Source organism: Stenotrophomonas rhizophila (assembly GCF_003651185.1).
Taxonomy (GTDB): domain Bacteria; phylum Pseudomonadota; class Gammaproteobacteria; order Xanthomonadales; family Xanthomonadaceae; genus Stenotrophomonas; species Stenotrophomonas maltophilia_Z.
In genome coordinates this window covers 83,919-98,694 of record NZ_RCDC01000004.1, presented here as the reverse complement: position 1 = coordinate 98,694, position 14,776 = coordinate 83,919, and the positions used below count along the sequence as shown (strand labels likewise).

The 14,776-nt window shown below is 67.2% G+C and carries 16 protein-coding genes; 9 read left to right on the top strand and 7 right to left on the bottom strand.

Going from position 1 to position 14,776, the window contains the following annotated elements:
- Positions 1-27 precede the first annotated feature (27 nt).
- The 3 genes from BCL79_RS00515 to BCL79_RS00505 all read left to right on the top strand — a co-directional run bounded on the left by BCL79_RS00515 (position 28) and on the right by BCL79_RS00505 (position 1,884).
- Entirely contained in the window at positions 28-798 is a 771-nt protein-coding gene (locus BCL79_RS00515; protein ID WP_121036676.1) for an SDR family NAD(P)-dependent oxidoreductase, read from the top strand.
- A 68-nt stretch (positions 799-866) separates the two neighbouring features.
- Positions 867-1,433, top strand: a complete 567-nt coding sequence (gene yeiP / locus BCL79_RS00510; protein ID WP_121036675.1) for an elongation factor P-like protein YeiP — start codon at positions 867-869, stop codon at positions 1,431-1,433.
- 70 nt (positions 1,434-1,503) lie between these two features.
- On the top strand, positions 1,504-1,884 hold the full coding sequence (locus BCL79_RS00505) for a hypothetical protein (protein ID WP_226956558.1): 381 nt from the start codon (positions 1,504-1,506) through the stop codon (positions 1,882-1,884).
- A 60-nt stretch (positions 1,885-1,944) separates the two neighbouring features.
- Here the strand turns inward: BCL79_RS00505 and BCL79_RS00500 are convergent, their stop codons facing one another.
- From BCL79_RS00500 to BCL79_RS20015, 3 genes are all read right to left on the bottom strand, one after another.
- The gene (locus tag BCL79_RS00500) at positions 1,945-2,688 is read right to left on the bottom strand and encodes an MliC family protein (RefSeq protein ID WP_121036674.1); all 744 of its coding nucleotides are present in this window, start codon (positions 2,686-2,688) and stop codon (positions 1,945-1,947) included.
- Between the two features lie 103 nt (positions 2,689-2,791).
- Positions 2,792-3,187 carry a nuclear transport factor 2 family protein gene (locus tag BCL79_RS00495; RefSeq protein ID WP_183073615.1) on the bottom strand — a complete coding sequence of 132 codons (396 nt, stop codon included), beginning with the start codon at positions 3,185-3,187 and terminating at the stop codon, positions 2,792-2,794.
- Entirely contained in the window at positions 3,184-3,387 is a 204-nt protein-coding gene (locus BCL79_RS20015) for a hypothetical protein (protein WP_147433821.1), read from the bottom strand. The genes BCL79_RS00495 and BCL79_RS20015 overlap by 4 nt, the downstream gene beginning before the upstream one ends.
- Positions 3,388-3,409: 22 nt before the next feature.
- Between BCL79_RS20015 and BCL79_RS00490 the strand changes: the two genes are divergently transcribed.
- Together BCL79_RS00490 and BCL79_RS00485 are read left to right on the top strand one after the other, a co-directional pair.
- Positions 3,410-4,159 (top strand): response regulator, encoded by a 750-nt coding sequence (locus BCL79_RS00490; RefSeq protein WP_121041030.1) that lies wholly within the window; start codon positions 3,410-3,412, stop codon positions 4,157-4,159.
- Entirely contained in the window at positions 4,159-5,226 is a 1,068-nt protein-coding gene (locus BCL79_RS00485; protein ID WP_121036672.1) for an ATP-binding protein, read from the top strand. The genes BCL79_RS00490 and BCL79_RS00485 overlap by 1 nt, the downstream gene beginning before the upstream one ends.
- Here BCL79_RS00485 and BCL79_RS00480 read toward each other — a convergent pair.
- From BCL79_RS00480 to BCL79_RS00470, 3 genes are all read right to left on the bottom strand, one after another.
- Entirely contained in the window at positions 5,204-7,021 is a 1,818-nt protein-coding gene (locus tag BCL79_RS00480; protein ID WP_121036671.1) for a DUF4105 domain-containing protein, read from the bottom strand. The two genes, BCL79_RS00485 and BCL79_RS00480, sit on opposite strands and share 23 nt — an antisense overlap.
- A complete protein-coding gene (locus BCL79_RS00475) occupies positions 7,021-7,317 on the bottom strand; it encodes a DUF2388 domain-containing protein (RefSeq protein ID WP_121036670.1) in 297 nt (98 codons plus the stop codon). Before BCL79_RS00475 ends, BCL79_RS00480 begins: the two co-directional genes overlap by 1 nt.
- 61 nt (positions 7,318-7,378) lie before the next feature.
- Entirely contained in the window at positions 7,379-8,767 is a 1,389-nt protein-coding gene (locus tag BCL79_RS00470) for an FAD-binding oxidoreductase (RefSeq protein ID WP_121036669.1), read from the bottom strand.
- A 203-nt stretch (positions 8,768-8,970) separates the two neighbouring features.
- Between BCL79_RS00470 and serA the strand changes: the two genes are divergently transcribed.
- Positions 8,971-10,212 (top strand): phosphoglycerate dehydrogenase, encoded by a 1,242-nt coding sequence (gene serA / locus BCL79_RS00465; RefSeq protein ID WP_121036668.1) that lies wholly within the window; start codon positions 8,971-8,973, stop codon positions 10,210-10,212.
- 42 nt (positions 10,213-10,254) lie between these two features.
- On the opposite strand, the gene BCL79_RS00460 is transcribed toward serA, so the two are convergent.
- Positions 10,255-10,836 (bottom strand): NUDIX hydrolase, encoded by a 582-nt coding sequence (locus BCL79_RS00460; RefSeq protein ID WP_121036667.1) that lies wholly within the window; start codon positions 10,834-10,836, stop codon positions 10,255-10,257.
- Positions 10,837-11,021: 185 nt separating this feature from the next.
- On the opposite strand from BCL79_RS00460, the gene BCL79_RS00455 reads away from it, so the two are divergent.
- The 3 genes from BCL79_RS00455 (at position 11,022) to BCL79_RS00445 (ending at position 14,747) form a co-directional block, all read left to right on the top strand.
- Entirely contained in the window at positions 11,022-12,500 is a 1,479-nt protein-coding gene (locus BCL79_RS00455) for an amino acid permease (protein ID WP_121036666.1), read from the top strand.
- 68 nt (positions 12,501-12,568) lie between these two features.
- A complete protein-coding gene (locus tag BCL79_RS00450; protein ID WP_121036665.1) occupies positions 12,569-13,993 on the top strand; it encodes an amino acid permease in 1,425 nt (474 codons plus the stop codon).
- A 112-nt stretch (positions 13,994-14,105) separates the two neighbouring features.
- Entirely contained in the window at positions 14,106-14,747 is a 642-nt protein-coding gene (locus tag BCL79_RS00445; protein WP_121036664.1) for a methylthioribulose 1-phosphate dehydratase, read from the top strand.
- Positions 14,748-14,776 lie beyond the last annotated feature (29 nt).

Here is a 14,776-nt window from a genome sequence, read left to right as displayed (position 1 = left end):
CGGTTCTTGAACCAGCGGGATCGTGCAATGCAGCTGTCTTCTGTCCGCGCCGTCATCACCGGCGGTGTCTCCGGCCTTGGCCTGTCCGTGGCCCAGCACCTGGTCGCCCATGGCGGCAAGGTGGCCCTGTTCGATCTCAATGACGACAAGGGCGCGGCCGCCGTGGCCGCGCTTGGCGAAGCCAATGCGCGCTACTACAGCACCAATGTCAGCGACGAAGCCGCCGTGGCCGCGCAGATCGATGCCGCCTGCGACTTCCTGGGCGGGCTGAACACCGCGATCAACTGCGCCGGCATCCTGGGCGCGGGCCGCGTGCTCGGCAAGGAAGCGCCAATGCCGCTGGCCAACTTCCAGGGCACGGTGATGGTCAACCTGGTCGGCAGCTTCAACGTCGCCAAGGCCGCCGCCAACCGCATGCAGCACAACACCCCGGGCGAGGATGGCGAGCGCGGCGTGATCATCAACACCGCCAGCGTGGCGGCCTACGAGGGCCAGATCGGCCAGGCCGCCTATGCCGCCTCCAAGGGCGGCGTGGTCAGCATGACCCTGCCGATGGCCCGCGAACTGTCGCGCTTCGGCATCCGCGTGATGACCATCGCCCCGGGCATCTTCTGGACCCCGATGGTCGATGGCATGCCGCCGGCCGTGCAGGAATCGCTGGCCGCCTCGATCCCGTTCCCGCCGCGCCTGGGCAAGCCGGAGGATTTCGCCGGCCTGGTCGCCTATATCCTGGGCAACACCTACCTCAACGGCGAGACCATCCGCCTTGACGGCGCCGTGCGTCTGGCGCCGAAGTAAGCGAGCACGCAACCCGCTGGGTGCCCGGTTCCGGCACCCGCCACCTCCACGAACCGACCTTCATTCCCATGAAAGCCAGCGACATCAAGAAAGGCAACGTCGTCGAATTCAACAACGGCGTCTACCAGATCCGCGACATCGAACGCAGCTCCCCGCAGGGCCGCGGCGGCAATGTCCGCTTCCGTTTCATCATGTACAGCGTGCCGGGCGGCAACAAGCTCGATTCCAGCTTCGACGCCGACGACAACCTGCCGGAAGTCGAGCTGCTGCGCCGCCAGGCCACGTACTCGTACATGGATGGCGACGCCTTCGTCTTCCTGGATGACGAGGACTACACCCCGTACATGGTCGATGCGGATGTGCTCGGCGATGACGCCGGCTACATCACCGATGGCCTGACCGGCATCTACGTGCAGGTGATCGACGAGACCCCGGTGGGCGTGCAGTTGCCGACCAGCGTGGTGCTGGAAGTGGTCGAAACGCCGCCGGAGCTCAAGGGCGGCACTGCCACCAAGCGCCCGAAACCGGCCAAGCTCAGCACCGGCATCGAAATCATGGTGCCGGAGTACATCGCCAACGGTGAACGTGTGCTGGTCAATACCACCACCGGTGAATTCGCCGGCCGTGCCGACTAAACGGTCTGCACTGACCGTCCTGCTCCTGCTGCTCGCGGCGTGCTCGCCGCGGGCGGTGGAGAGTGAGACATTGGATACCCCGCGCGCACCCGCCACGTTGGCTGAGACCGCCCACGGTGAGCGCTGCGACGTCCCGGCGGAGGTGTTCGTGGCCGAGGACATCCGCATGTACTGCGCGATGCCCGGCGATGTGCAGGCCTTCCTGGCGCGTGAAAGCGCGTGCCAGCACTTCGCTGGCGAAGAAGCGTACGACGAAGACCGTGCGCGCGAATTGGCCTACGCGATCCACGAGAGCTGCGACGACCGTGCCCGGCGCTTCAATCAACTCCTGCAGCGCCATGCCGACAACTGCCTGGTGCACACCGAGCTGATGCTGCTGGGCACCCGCAATGAGCTGATGCTGGATGCCGACAGCCGGGCGCTGCCCAACCCCTGCCCGCGCGGCATGTGATGGTTCACCGGACGCGCATGCGCGCATCCGGTGCCTTCAACTGAGTCAGAGCTTGCTGGATCAGGGCTTGGCCGCCAACGAGGGCGCGCCGGCAAAATCCCCGCAGCCGTGGTACTGGCGCGCGCCGACCGTGAGCATGGCCGTGGCACCGAAGGCCTGGCCGCTCATGTCGTCCTGGCACACCGTGCGCTGGAAGGTCAGCTTGACCGGGGTGCCATCGGCGGCAGTACCCGACCAGCCGTCACGGCCCTGGGTGGGGCTGGAAATCTCGAGCTTGCGCTCGCCGTAATCCATCTCGATGTGCAGCGCCGGGGTTGCACCCGCACCGACCTGGGCCAGCCAGCCGGGCTCATTGCCGGTCGCGCGGAAGCCGCCTGCCGCATCGGCGTCCGTCTCCGCATGGGCGGTCGCATTGGCCGGCGGTGCTTGTCCGCCCTGCTCGCCGGTGCCGGTGCAGGTGCGGTCCGGCTCGCCCTTCAGGATCAGGCTGCCTTCGGTGGTCCCCTTGGTCCACAATTCGTTGCCCTGCCCATCGCCATACTTCGCGCCGGACGCTGCAGGCTGCGAGGACATCGGGAAAGTGCGGTCGCCCACCACCACCGTTGCCGAATCCTGACCGCGGTAAGTAGCATGCACTTCCAGCTCCCCACAGCGGAACGCATACGCGCGCTCTTCAGCAGTGGAGGCATCGATCGGGGGCGGCGCTTCGCTGCCATCGGCGGCGGGGCTGCTCTGGCTGGCCGGTTGGCAGGCGGCGAGTGCGCCGGTAATGGCCAGGCTCAACAACCAGGGGGATGCGCGCATGAGGGACTCCTTGCGATAACGTCGACAACACTTGATCGTACCTGCCGGGCCGTGAGAACAGGTGAAGCGACGCTGACCTCCCGGGCATCGCTGAACACGCGGTTCAGTGCGGACGCGGCGCAGCCGGCAGCATGCACAGCGAGAGCAGATGGACGCCTGGCGCGCCCGTGCAGCGCGCCCAGACCCGCAGCAGGCGCATGGAATGCAGCTGCCTGCCGTGCTCGCCATCGAGGTGGATGCGCAGCTCACCGGTGACCAGCACCATCGCGCCGCAGGCCAGCTGCTCGGTCTGCTCCCGTTCGATCGCCGCGATGCGGATGCGCCGCGCGTTCCAGCCCGCCAGCAACGGGGATGCATCCTGACGCTGGCCGTCGTGGTCGGTCAGGAACAGGGCTGGTGACAGCAGTGCATGCAGTTGCTGCGGCTGCCACTGGATCAGCGCATCCCACAGCCGCGCCTCGGCCGCCTCCACGTGTGCCGGTTGCAGTACCGCGCTCATGTGCGCACCTGCCATCGTCGCCGCAGCACGTCGCCGTGCGCGCGCAGCGCCTGGATCACCGCCACCGGGGCGGCATGCCTGTTCTTGCTCTTCATCTGCAGCACAGCCGCCGGGATACCGGCCGAAATCAACATGGCGGCAGTCTGCGTGGGTTCGGTGGGGTTTCGATGGAGGAAGTGTGGAGATACGATGGAGCTCAAGCACCTTCCGGCCCTGCCCTGCATGCCCGCCTCCGATTCACCCGGCGCCCCCACCGCGCGCTGGGATCATTCGCTCAACGCCCTGGTCCTGATCGTCGAGGACGAACCCGAGATCGCCGATATCGTCGCGGCCTACCTAGCCCGCGAGGGCCTGCGCACGCTGCGCGCGCGGGATGGCCTGAACGCCCTGGCGCTGCATCGCAGCGCACGGCCGGACCTGGTCCTGCTGGATGTACAGATGCCGGGCATGGACGGCTGGACCGTGCTCAACACCCTGCGCCAGCGCGGCGACACGCCAGTGATCATGCTGACCGCGCTGGACCAGGACCTGGACAAGCTCACCGCCCTGCGGATGGGCGCGGACGACTACGTGGTCAAGCCGTTCAACCCGGCTGAAGTGGCCGCACGGGTGCGTGCGGTACTGCGGCGCACCTTGAATGCGCCGCGCCAGAGCGTGCCGGAGATCCTGCGCGTCGGCAGCCTGGTGATCGATCCGGAGCACCACACGGTGCATGTCGAAGGCGATGGCTACAGCCACGAGCTGCTGCTCACCCTGACCGAATACAAACTGCTGCACTGCATGGCGCTGGCACCGATGCGCATCTTCAGCCGCAGCGAGCTCATGCACGAGTGCCTGCCGGAAAGCGAAGCATTGGAGCGCACCGTGGACAGCCATGTCAGCAAGCTGCGCCGCAAACTCGATGATGTGGGCCTGGCCAATGTCCCGGCCAGCGTGCGCGGCGTCGGCTACCGGCTGGCGACGGACCACTGATGCGCCGCTCGGGCCTGAGCCGGCACATCGTGCTGTCGATGTCGATGATGGTGCTGGCGGTCATCGTGATGGTGATCCTCAGCTCCTATCTGCTGTACGCGGTGCTAGTCGCGTTCTATCCCGGCGGCGTGGACGAGCCGGTCAGCTGGGTGCCCAGCGGGCCCGAGCTGGTCTGGATGGTGGGCGTGACCCTGATCGGGCTGACCTTGGCCGTGGCCGCTTCGGTGCGGCTGTCCCAGCGCATCCTGACCCCGCTCAACGCGGTGGTGGACAGCATCGGCCGGCTCGCCGATGGCGATCTCGGTGCACGCGCTGCCGTCAGTGACCGCTCGCTCGGCGAAGTGGCGCTGCTGGTGGACGACTTCAACGCGATGGCGCGGCGGCTGCAGAACATCGAGGCCGACCGGGTGATGTGGCACGCGGCGATCGCGCATGAGCTGCGCACGCCGGTCACCATCCTGCGCGGCCGGCTGCAGGGGCTGGCCGAAGGCGTGTTCGCACCCGACGAAGGCCAGTTCCGCAGCCTGCTGGCCCAGGTCGAAGGGCTGTCGCGGCTGATCGAGGACCTGCGTGTGCTGAGCCTGGCCGACAGCGCGCGCCTGGATGTCCGCCGTGCCCGCAATGACGTGGTGCAGGAAGTGCACTCGGTGATGAGCCTGGTGGATCCGGGTTTCCGCAGCAGCGGCTTCGTGCTGGAACTGGAGACCTCGCGCGGGGAGCATCCCGCGCATTGCGACCCCACCCGGGTACGCCAGGCGCTGATGGCGCTGCTGGAGAATGCGCGCCGCTATGCAACGCCCGGCCGGGTCCGCATTGCGGTGCACGACACCGCTACCCACGTGCAGATCGCCATCGACGATGAAGGCCCCGGCATCGATGCGGCGCTGCGCGAGCAGATCTTCGATCCCTTCCTGCGCGGCGACGGCTCGCGCTCGCGTCAGCGCGGTGGCAGCGGGCTGGGGCTGGCGGTGGTCAAGGCAATCGCCGATGCGCATGGGGGCCACGTCGCCTGCAGCGCCAGCACGTTGGGCGGGGCGCGCTTCGTCATCGAGCTGCCGCGGCAGTAACAGCGTCCTGCCGGGCCAGTTCGCGCATCCGCGCACCCAGTCGGGCCAGATTGCTGTCGATCGTGGCCAGTTCGCGTTGCTGTGCCTGTGGCAAGCGGTGTTTGAGCTGCAGCTGCAACGCCTGCCAGGCCGGCACACCCTGTGCACTGAGCCGCGCCGCCGCCTCGCTGGCCTGCGCCCGCTCGTGCGCCGACGGCAGCCCGTAGCCGCCCCCCGCCACCAGTGCGGCCGGGCTGATCAGCTGGCCGGTGTCTTCCAGCAACGCGCGCAGCGTGTCGCGCGCCGCAGCATCTTCTTTGGCCGGATCGCCCAGCAGCCGCTTAAGCACGTCGCGTGCGCGCAGTTCTTCGCGACGCAGGGCGGCCTGTTCCAGCAACAGCAGGGCGGCGGTGGCACGTAGATCACCCTGCTCTACCCAGCGTGCACGCTCGCTGGCCGTTTGCCGCAACCACTCGCCGACGGTTGTCGTGCCCAGCCGTAGCTGCTGGCGCGCCGCATCGAACAACTGCTGGTAGTGATCCTCGGCGGAGGCGAAGTAGTAGCCCTGTCGCGTCGCCTGCCCGCGATCGGCCAGCACGCTGGCGTCGGCCACGCCCTGGCGCTCCAGGCGGGTCAGCAGGCCGCGCGGGGTGAGCCGGTTCAACCCCGGCGAAGCCAGGCGTGGCACGCCTTCCTGCAGCAGCTTGCCGGTCTCCACCGCGCAGTTGTTGCTGACGAACAGATAGCGCCCGTCATAGCTCCAGTGCACCTGCGCGACGCGCTCCAGCAGGCTGGCGATGTCCGGCGCATCCAACGCCAACGGCACGGAAGACAGCCCCCGCAGTTCCACCTGTGTGTATTCGTTGATGACCTGGTTGAGCGGCAGCACGAACAGGCGCGAAGGATAGGCACCGGTCAGCCCGCGCCAGCTGGAGATCTGTACATCGCCGACGAAGGCACGGTAGGACAGCACGCGGTGATGGGACAGATCCATCCGGCAGGCCGGCCCACGCGGGCGGCCTGGCGCGCAGATCACCAGGCGCAGCATGCTGTGGCCCCAGCGACTCATCAGCTGGTCATTGCCTTCGGCGAGCAGGTAGTCCACCGCGTAGATCCGGGCCGGATCCAGTTCGAGCAGCGTCGCCGCGCCCGCCTCCTCTTCGGCCTGCATCAACGGCAGACGGGTGTCGCATCCCTCGGCCGCGTCGTTCGGCCCAAGGTGCTCGGCAAACCACGCGGCGACGGCCGGACGGCGGCAGGGGTAATCCGGATCGAGCAGCAGGTGCTCGGCGTTGACCGCCAGGAACTCGGCCGGTCGCGTGCGCTCGTAATCGTCCGGACTGCGCTCGCTGAAGGCATTCGCTGTACGCCCCAGCTTCCACGGGCGTCGCTGCCAGCCGGCCAGGTCACGCAGACGCGCATCGCGCGACCAGCCACCCTGCGGCGAACGGTCCAGCACATGGGTCAATTCGTGGATCAGCGCGGCTTCGAGCGGGCGTGGCAGCGGTTGATCGTCCTGCACGGTGTCCAGCAACGCGCGCTGCAGGGTGATCGTGCCGTTGCGGGTGCGGCCGTGCACGTGGGCCGGCAGCGTGTCCGACCAGCGCACCTGCACCGGGTGCTGGAAACGTGCCTGCCACGGCGCCGGCAGGCGCGTGTGCACCTGCTGCAGGGCACGCTCGGCGGCCACGATCTGCGCCACGCTCAATCCCTGCGGCTGCAACTCCAGCTGCAGCGCCGCCTGTGCGAACGGCGCGGCGAGCCACGCGATCAGGACCGCCCAGCGCCAGCGGCGGACCTGACCACGCGTTCGCATCAGCGGGCCAGCAGGGTCCTGGCCAGCGCCATGTCACTGGCCTGCTGCTTCGCAACGCTCTGTTCGCGCAGGTGCAGCAGCGCAGCTTCCAGACGGGCACCACGGATCGCACCGTCGCTGGCCACGAAGGCGGCTGCATCATCGCGCGCATCAAGCACGATCTTGTCATCGCCCGAGCTGGACGAACCGGCCGAGGACGCGCCGGAGGCGGAACCGGCAGAGCTGCCGGCAAAACTGGAGGCCATCGCCGACAACGGCAGGGCGAGCACGGCAACAAGCAGGATCGGACGCATCATCGGGGTGTCGTTCGCGGTAGAAAGCACAGAGCGTATAGGCTGCGTGAAATCCTGTCTTGCCTCAGAGGTCGAAGAGCTTGCCGGGATTCAGCAGCGCTTGGGGATCAAACGCACGTTTGACCGCCTTCATCAGTGCGATTTCCGGCGCGCTGCGCGTGCTGTCCAGGTAGCCCTTTTTGACCAGGCCGATCCCGTGTTCGGCCGAGATGCTGCCGTCAAAGCGGGCCAGCACACCGGCGAGCAGCTTGGTGACATGCTCGCATTGGGTCAGGAACTCCGCATCGGCGGTCTCGTCCGGCTTGAGCACATTGATGTGCAGGTTGCCGTCGCCGATGTGCCCGAACCAGACCACCTCGAACTGCGGGTACGCCTGCCCGATCAGCGCCTGGGTTTCGGCGAGGAAGGCCGGCATCGCCGAAATCCGCACCGAGACATCGTTCTTGTAGGGCGTGTAGCGCGCCACCGCTTCGGTGATGCCCTCGCGCAGGCGCCACAGCTGCGCGGCCTGCGCGTCGCTCTGGCTGACCACGCCATCGCTGACCCAGCCGTGCTCCATGCAGTCTTCGAACGCGGCCATCGCGGCGGCTTCCTGCGCCTCGTCGCCGGCAGCGAATTCGGTTACCACGTAATACGGGTGGACCTCGTCGAACGGCGCCTGCGCGCCATGCGCCAGCACATGCCCAAGCGCGCGGTCGGTGAAGAACTCGAAGGCCTGCAGCTGCAGCCGCTCGCGGAAGGCGGCAAACACCTGCATCAACACCTCGAACGAGGGCAGCGCCAGCAGCATCACGTTGCTGGCCGGCGGCGGATCGGTGAGCTTCAAGGTGGCTTCGACGATCACGCCGAGCGTGCCTTCCGAGCCGATCAGCAGCTGGCGGAAGTCATAGCCGCTGGAGTTCTTGATCAGGCCCTTGTTGAGCTCGACCAGCTCACCGGCCATCGTCACCACCTTCAGGCCGGCGATCCACTCGCGGGTATTGCCGTAGCGGATCACGCGGATGCCACCGGCATTGGTGGCGATGTTGCCGCCGATCGAGCACGAACCACGCGCGGCGAAATCCACCGGGTAGATCAGGCCATGCTCGAGCGCCGCGTTGTGCACCGCCTCCAGTGGCATGCCCGCCTGCACGGTCAGGGTGCGGTCGACCGCATCGAAGGCCAGCGGCTTGTTCATCCGCTCCAGGCTGAGCACCAGCTCACCGTGGGCTGCCACCGCGCCGCCGGACAACCCGGTACGGCCACCGGAGGGCACCACGGCCACCCCTTGGGCACTGGCCCAGCGCAGCGTCGCCTGCACCTCTTCCACCGTGCCGGGCAAGGCGATCGCCAGCGGCGCGGGTGTCCAGCGCCGGGTCCAATCGCGGCCGTAGTGCTCCAGATCGGCAGGATCGGTCTTCAGGCGCAGCCCGGGGCAGTCGTGCAGGAGCGAATCGAGGCGCGGATCGGTCATGGGGCGTCTGGCGGTGCCGGGGAGCCCGCAAGCCTGCCAGCCGCTACCGGCCGCGTCCAGTAGCAGGCGCGCCTGTGACGGCCACACGTACTCACGAAATTAGGTGCATCTGAAACCGTTCGGACGTTGATTGGCGCACCGCACCATCGCCGCCCGCTTCTGGCATAGTTGGGGGCTCCACCGCCATACGTCGCACGCCGCCCATGTCGCCGAAAAAGACCTCGTTCCCGAAGCAGGATATCCGCGTACTGTTGCTCGAGGGGGTCAGCCAGACCGCGATCGACGTGTTCACCGCGGCCGGCTATTCGCAGATCGAACTGCACAGCAAGGCGCTGCCCGAAGACGAACTGAAGGCGCGCATCGCCGAGGCCCACATCGTCGGCATCCGTTCGCGCACGCAACTCAGCGCGGAGGTGCTGGCGAACGCCAAGCGCCTGATGGCGGTCGGCTGCTTCTGCATCGGCACCAACCAGGTGGACCTGGAGGCGGCGGAACTGGCCGGCATCCCGGTGTTCAACGCCCCCTACTCCAACACCCGCAGCGTGGCCGAGCTGGTGATCGCCGAAGCGATCATGCTGACCCGCGGCATCCCGCAGAAAAACGCCGAGTGCCATCGCGGCGGCTGGTCCAAGTCGGCCGCCGGCAGCCATGAGGTGCGCGGCAAGACGCTGGGCATCATCGGTTATGGCCATATCGGCACCCAGGTCGGCGTGATGGCCGAGGCGATGGGCATGCAGGTGATCTTCCACGATGTGGAAACCAAGCTGTCACTGGGCAATGCCCGCGCGGCGATCAACCTGGATGACCTGCTGGCGCGCGCCGACATCGTGACCGTGCATGTGCCGGAAACCCCGGCCACGCAGTGGATGATCGGTGCCGACGAACTGGCGCGCATGCGCCCCGGCGCACACCTGATCAACGCCGCGCGCGGCACCGTGGTCGACATCGACGCGCTGGATGCGGCGCTGCGCTCGGGCCACCTCGGTGGTGCGGCGCTGGATGTGTTCCCGGTGGAGCCCAAGGGCAACGGCGATGTCTTCGTCTCCCCGCTCACCGCCCACGACAACGTGATCCTGACCCCGCACGTTGGCGGCAGCACACTGGAAGCACAGGACAACATCGGTGTGGAAGTGGCGGCCAAACTGGTGCGCTACAGCGATAACGGCAGCACCCTGTCGGCGGTCAACTTCCCGGAAGTGACGTTGCCCGAGCACGCCGAGAGCCTGCGCCTGCTGCACATCCACCAGAACGTGCCGGGCGTACTCTCCAAGGTCAACGAGATCTTCTCGCGCCACAACGTCAACATCGACGGCCAGTTCCTGCGTACGGACCCGAAGGTGGGCTACGTGGTGATCGACATCACCGCCAGCGAAGCCCAGGCCGGCGCGGTGCGCGAGGAGCTGGCGGCGATCCCCGGCACCCTGCGCACCCGCGTGCTGTATTAAAGGGGACGGGGGTAATTAATAATTACCCCCGTCCCTGTTAAATCACCGCGCCAGCCAGCGCTTGGCCATGCGTGGCAACGAGTCATCCCCATCGGGGGTCTCGATCGCCGCATTGGCCACGTCACGGATCTCGCGCCAGGCCAACGCCAGCGATTCGTCGCTGATCGCGAACTGCTCACTGCCCAGCGCCCGCACGACGTAGCGCGCGTCGTAGTGCCAATGCCCCGGGACGTCCTTGCGTTCGGGAATCCAGTGCTTGTCGATGTCGAACAACTCGCCATCCTCCAGCACCAGCGCGGTCAGCCCGGATTCCTCCTCGGCTTCCTTCAGCGCCACCTGGGCCAGATCGCGCTCGCCATCCGCGTGGCCGCCCAGCTGCAGCCAGCGGTCCAGCTTGCGGTGGTGGGTCAGCAGCACGCGCTGCCCGTCGGCGCTGACCAGCCACGCGCTGCCGGTGAAGTGCCCGGCCAGGCGCTCGCGCAGGAACGGGTTGTCCGGATCGTCCAGCACTGTGCTGAATTCGTCAGCCAATGCCGCGTGCTCGGGGTGTCGGCGGGCGTAAGCATCAAGCTGACTGCGCAGGGCGGCGTCAGGAATGGCAACGGATTCGAGGTTCAGCGACATGGCAGGTGCAGGCATCGTGCGGATTTGGCCGATTATCGCTCGGCCATGCTGCATTTGTGCTTGTACAGCGGCTTCAGCTTTGGCTAAGGTACAGCGGCCCCCGCACCGCTGGGGCGCCCAGTCGCCATCAGGGCGTGCGGCAATGTACCGCGCGCCTCACCTTTGTTCATTTAGGGAAGCACTGCATGCTGAAGTCTCTGTTGAGGGTCAAACCGGTCGCACCGGCACCGCACGTCGATGCCGGCGAGCCCATCGAAGGCAGCCTGGACGGCGAGCCCACACTGAGGCGGACCCTCACAGCGAAACACCTGATCCTGCTGGGTATCGGCGCGGTGATCGGTGCGGGTATCTTCGTGCTCACCGGCCAGGCCGCGGCGAACCATGCCGGCCCGGCGGTGATGCTCTCGTTCGTGTTCGCCGGCTTTGCCTGCGCGCTGGCCGGCCTGTGCTACGCCGAGTTCGCGGCGATGATGCCGGTCTCCGGCAGCGCCTATTCCTATTCGTACGCCACCCTCGGCGAAGGCATGGCCTGGTTCATCGGCTGGTGCCTGGTGCTGGAGTACCTGTTCGCCTCGGCCTCGGTCGCGGTGGGTTGGTCGGCGTACCTGATCAGCTTCATCACCACCACGCTGAACATGCCCTTCCCCGATGCGCTCAGCGCCGCGCCCATCGCCTGGACCGGCCATGAGTTCATCTCCTCCGGCAAGCTGTTCAACCTGCCGGCGGTGCTGATCGTGGCGGCCGTCTCGGGCCTGCTGTACGTCGGCGTGACGCAGTCGGCCTTCGTCAACGCGATCATCGTGGCGATCAAGGTCACCGTGATCTGTCTGTTCATCGGGTTCGGCGCCGCGCACCTGGATACGGCCAACTGGACCCCCTTCATTCCGGAGAACACCGGCGTGCCGGGTGAGTTCGGCTGGAGTGGCGTGTTCCGTGCGGCAACCATCGTGTTCTTCGCCTACATCGGCTTCGATGCGGTCTCCACCGCCGCCGGCGAAACCAAGGACCCGCAGCGCAACATGCCGATCGGCCTGCTCGGCTCGCTGGCCGTGTGCACCATCGTCTACATCATCGTCTGCGCCGTGCTGACCGGCATGATGCCGTACCACCTGCTGGGCACGGACAAGCCCGTCGCGACCGCGCTGGAGCCCTACCCGACCCTGTCCTGGCTGAAGACCGCCGTGGAAATCGGTGCGATCGCCGGCCTCTCCTCGGTGGTGCTGGTGATGATGATGGGCCAGACCCGCATCGCCTACACGATCTCGCGCGACGGCCTGCTGCCGAAGATCTTCGGCAAGGTGCACAAGCGCTTCCGTACCCCGTACTGGAGCACCATCGTTGTCGGCGCCATTGCCGCCACCCTGGCCGGTACCGTGCCGCTGAACGTGCTCGGTGAACTGGTCTCGATGGGCACCCTGCTGGCCTTTGCCACCGTCTGCATCGGCGTGCTTGTCCTGCGCTACACGCGCCCGGAACTGGAGCGACCGTTCCGCGTGCCGCTGGTGTGGGTCATCTGCCCGCTGGGCGCCCTGGCCTGCCTGTTCCTGTTCTACCAGGCGTTCGTCGTGCATTGGCACCTGTTCGTGGCCTGGACCCTGCTGGGTCTGTGCATCTACTTCGGCTACGGCATCCGCCACAGCAAGCTGAACAAGAAGAACGCCTGAGTGCTGCCGGGCCGGCCACGTGCCGGCCCGGCCGTTTGATACGTCGCGCCTGAGAAGACATCCAAACCATGTTCAAGCAACTGTGGGCCACCAAGCATCCGCACGCCGCCCATGAAGACGCCAACGGCCTGAGCCTGCGCCGCACCCTCGGCCCCTGGGGCCTGACCGCGCTGGGCATCGGCGCGGTGATCGGCGGCGGCATCTTCGTGATCACCGGCCAGGCCGCGGCCAACCACGCCGGCCCGGCGATCATGCTGTCGTTCGTGCTCGCCGCGATCTGCTGCGCATTCTGCGCGATGGCCTACGCCGAGTTCGCGGCGATGGTGCCGGTCTCCGGCAGTGCCTACACCTATACCTATGCCACCTTCGGCGAGCTCTCGGCCTGGTTCATCGGCTGGATGCTGGTGCTGGAATATGGCGTCTCCGCCTCGGCCGTGGCGGTCAGCTGGACCGGCTATTTCCTGAGCCTGCTCAGCCATTTCGACATCCATCTCCCCGCCGCGCTGGTCAGCGCGCCACTGGATGGCCAGCTGCGCCCGACCGGCGCCATCGCCAACATCCCGGCCGCGGTGCTGGTGCTGCTGCTGACCTGGCTGTGCTACGTGGGCATCAGCAAATCCTCGGCCATGAACATGGCGATGGTGGTGCTCAAGACCGCGCTGATCGTGCTGGTGATCGTGGTTGGCTGGAAGTACGTGGACCCGGCCAATTGGACCCCGTTCATTCCGGAAAACGAAGGCCCGGGCAAGTACGGCTTCGACGGCGTGCTGCGCGGTGCGGCAATGGTGTTCTTCGCCTATATCGGTTTCGAGGCGGTGTCGGTAGCCGCGCAGGAGTCGCACAAGCCGCAGCGCGACATGCCGATCGGCATGCTGCTCTCGCTGGTGATCTGCACCGTGCTGTACATCGCCATGGCCGCGGTGATGACCGGGCTGGTGCCGTACCAGCTGCTGGGGACCGATGAGCCGGTGGTGACCGCGGTGGCGGCGCATCCGCAGCTGGGCTGGTTGCGCGTGGTCGTGGAGATCGGCGCGCTGATCGGGCTGTCCTCGGTGGTGCTGGTGATGGTGATCGCGCAGCCGCGCATCTTCATGATCATGGGCCGCGACGGGCTGTTGCCGCCCCTGTTCACCAAGATCCATCCCAAGTACCGCACGCCGCACATCAACACCGTGATCACCGGTATCGGCATCGCGCTGCTGGCGGCAGTGTTCCCGCTGGACGTGCTCGGTGAGCTGACCTCGATGGGGACGCTGATCGCGTTCGCGGCAGTCTGCGCGGGCGTGCTGATCCTGCGCCGTACCCAGCCGGACCTGCCGCGTCCGTTCCGGATGCCGATGGCGTGGCTGATCTGCAGCCTGGGCGTGCTCAGCTGCATCGCGCTGCTGACGGCGATGACGGCCCACAACTGGATGCTGATGGGCTTCTGGACGCTGGGCGGTTTCGCGATCTATTTCTGTTATGGGTATCGCCATAGCCGGCTGCGCAAGTAGTGCCGGCCGCTGGCCGGCTCCACCTGCACCCAACACGCTCATGAGGAGCCGGCCGGCGGCCGGCACTACCGCAGAGCGCGCGAAATCGATGGAAGCGCCGTAAAATAGCCCCATGAGCACCCCCACCTTCCCGTACGACACCGCGCGCCTGAGCGAGCTGGCCCAGCTGCTGATCGACAACGTCCGTGAGCTGGCGCACGCCGGCTGGACCCCGGCCACCAGCAGCAACTTCTCCCACCGCCTGGATGACCGCCACGCGGCGATCACCGTGTCCGGCAAGGACAAGGGCCGCCTGGTGGAGGACGACATCATGGTGGTCGATTTCGACGGCCAGGCCGTAGGCCGCCCGCTGCGCCCCTCCGCCGAGACGCTGCTGCACACCCAGCTGTATCGCCGGTTCCCGGAGATCGGCTGCGTGCTGCACACCCATTCGCCGGTGCAGACCATCGCCTCGCGCCTGTATGCGCCGCAGGGCCATATCCGCCTGGAAGGCTACGAGCTGCTGAAGGCCTTCCACGGCAACAGCACCCACGAGATGGCGATCGATGTGCCAGTGTTCGCCAATACCCAGGACATGGACGTGCTCTCGGCCCAGGTCGATGCCCTGCTCGACACCCAGCCGCTGTGGGGCTACCTGATCGACGGCCACGGCCTGTACGCGTGGGGCCGCACCATGGCCGAGGCGCGCCGCCACATGGAAGCCTTCGAATTCCTGCTGCACTGTGAGCTGGAACTGCGCAAGCTGCGTGGCTGATCGCGCTCAGATTCCTGAAGAGAATCTGT

Excerpts from the sequence above, each read along its gene's own strand:
- BCL79_RS00515 (WP_121036676.1), top strand. The coding sequence starts at position 28 with ATGCAGCTGTCTTCTGTCCGCGCCGTCATCACCGGCGGTGTCTCCGGC.
- yeiP (WP_121036675.1), top strand. The coding sequence starts at position 867 with ATGAAAGCCAGCGACATCAAGAAAGGCAACGTCGTCGAATTCAACAAC.
- BCL79_RS00500 (WP_121036674.1), bottom strand. The coding sequence starts at position 2,688 with ATGCGCGCATCCCCCTGGTTGTTGAGCCTGGCCATTACCGGCGCACTC.
- BCL79_RS00495 (WP_183073615.1), bottom strand. The coding sequence starts at position 3,187 with ATGAGCGCGGTACTGCAACCGGCACACGTGGAGGCGGCCGAGGCGCGG.
- BCL79_RS00490 (WP_121041030.1), top strand. The coding sequence starts at position 3,410 with ATGCCCGCCTCCGATTCACCCGGCGCCCCCACCGCGCGCTGGGATCAT.
- BCL79_RS00485 (WP_121036672.1), top strand. The coding sequence starts at position 4,159 with ATGCGCCGCTCGGGCCTGAGCCGGCACATCGTGCTGTCGATGTCGATG.
- BCL79_RS00480 (WP_121036671.1), bottom strand. The coding sequence starts at position 7,021 with ATGCGAACGCGTGGTCAGGTCCGCCGCTGGCGCTGGGCGGTCCTGATC.
- BCL79_RS00475 (WP_121036670.1), bottom strand. The coding sequence starts at position 7,317 with ATGATGCGTCCGATCCTGCTTGTTGCCGTGCTCGCCCTGCCGTTGTCG.
- BCL79_RS00470 (WP_121036669.1), bottom strand. The coding sequence starts at position 8,767 with ATGACCGATCCGCGCCTCGATTCGCTCCTGCACGACTGCCCCGGGCTG.
- serA (WP_121036668.1), top strand. The coding sequence starts at position 8,971 with ATGTCGCCGAAAAAGACCTCGTTCCCGAAGCAGGATATCCGCGTACTG.
- BCL79_RS00460 (WP_121036667.1), bottom strand. The coding sequence starts at position 10,836 with ATGTCGCTGAACCTCGAATCCGTTGCCATTCCTGACGCCGCCCTGCGC.
- BCL79_RS00455 (WP_121036666.1), top strand. The coding sequence starts at position 11,022 with ATGCTGAAGTCTCTGTTGAGGGTCAAACCGGTCGCACCGGCACCGCAC.
- BCL79_RS00450 (WP_121036665.1), top strand. The coding sequence starts at position 12,569 with ATGTTCAAGCAACTGTGGGCCACCAAGCATCCGCACGCCGCCCATGAA.
- BCL79_RS00445 (WP_121036664.1), top strand. The coding sequence starts at position 14,106 with ATGAGCACCCCCACCTTCCCGTACGACACCGCGCGCCTGAGCGAGCTG.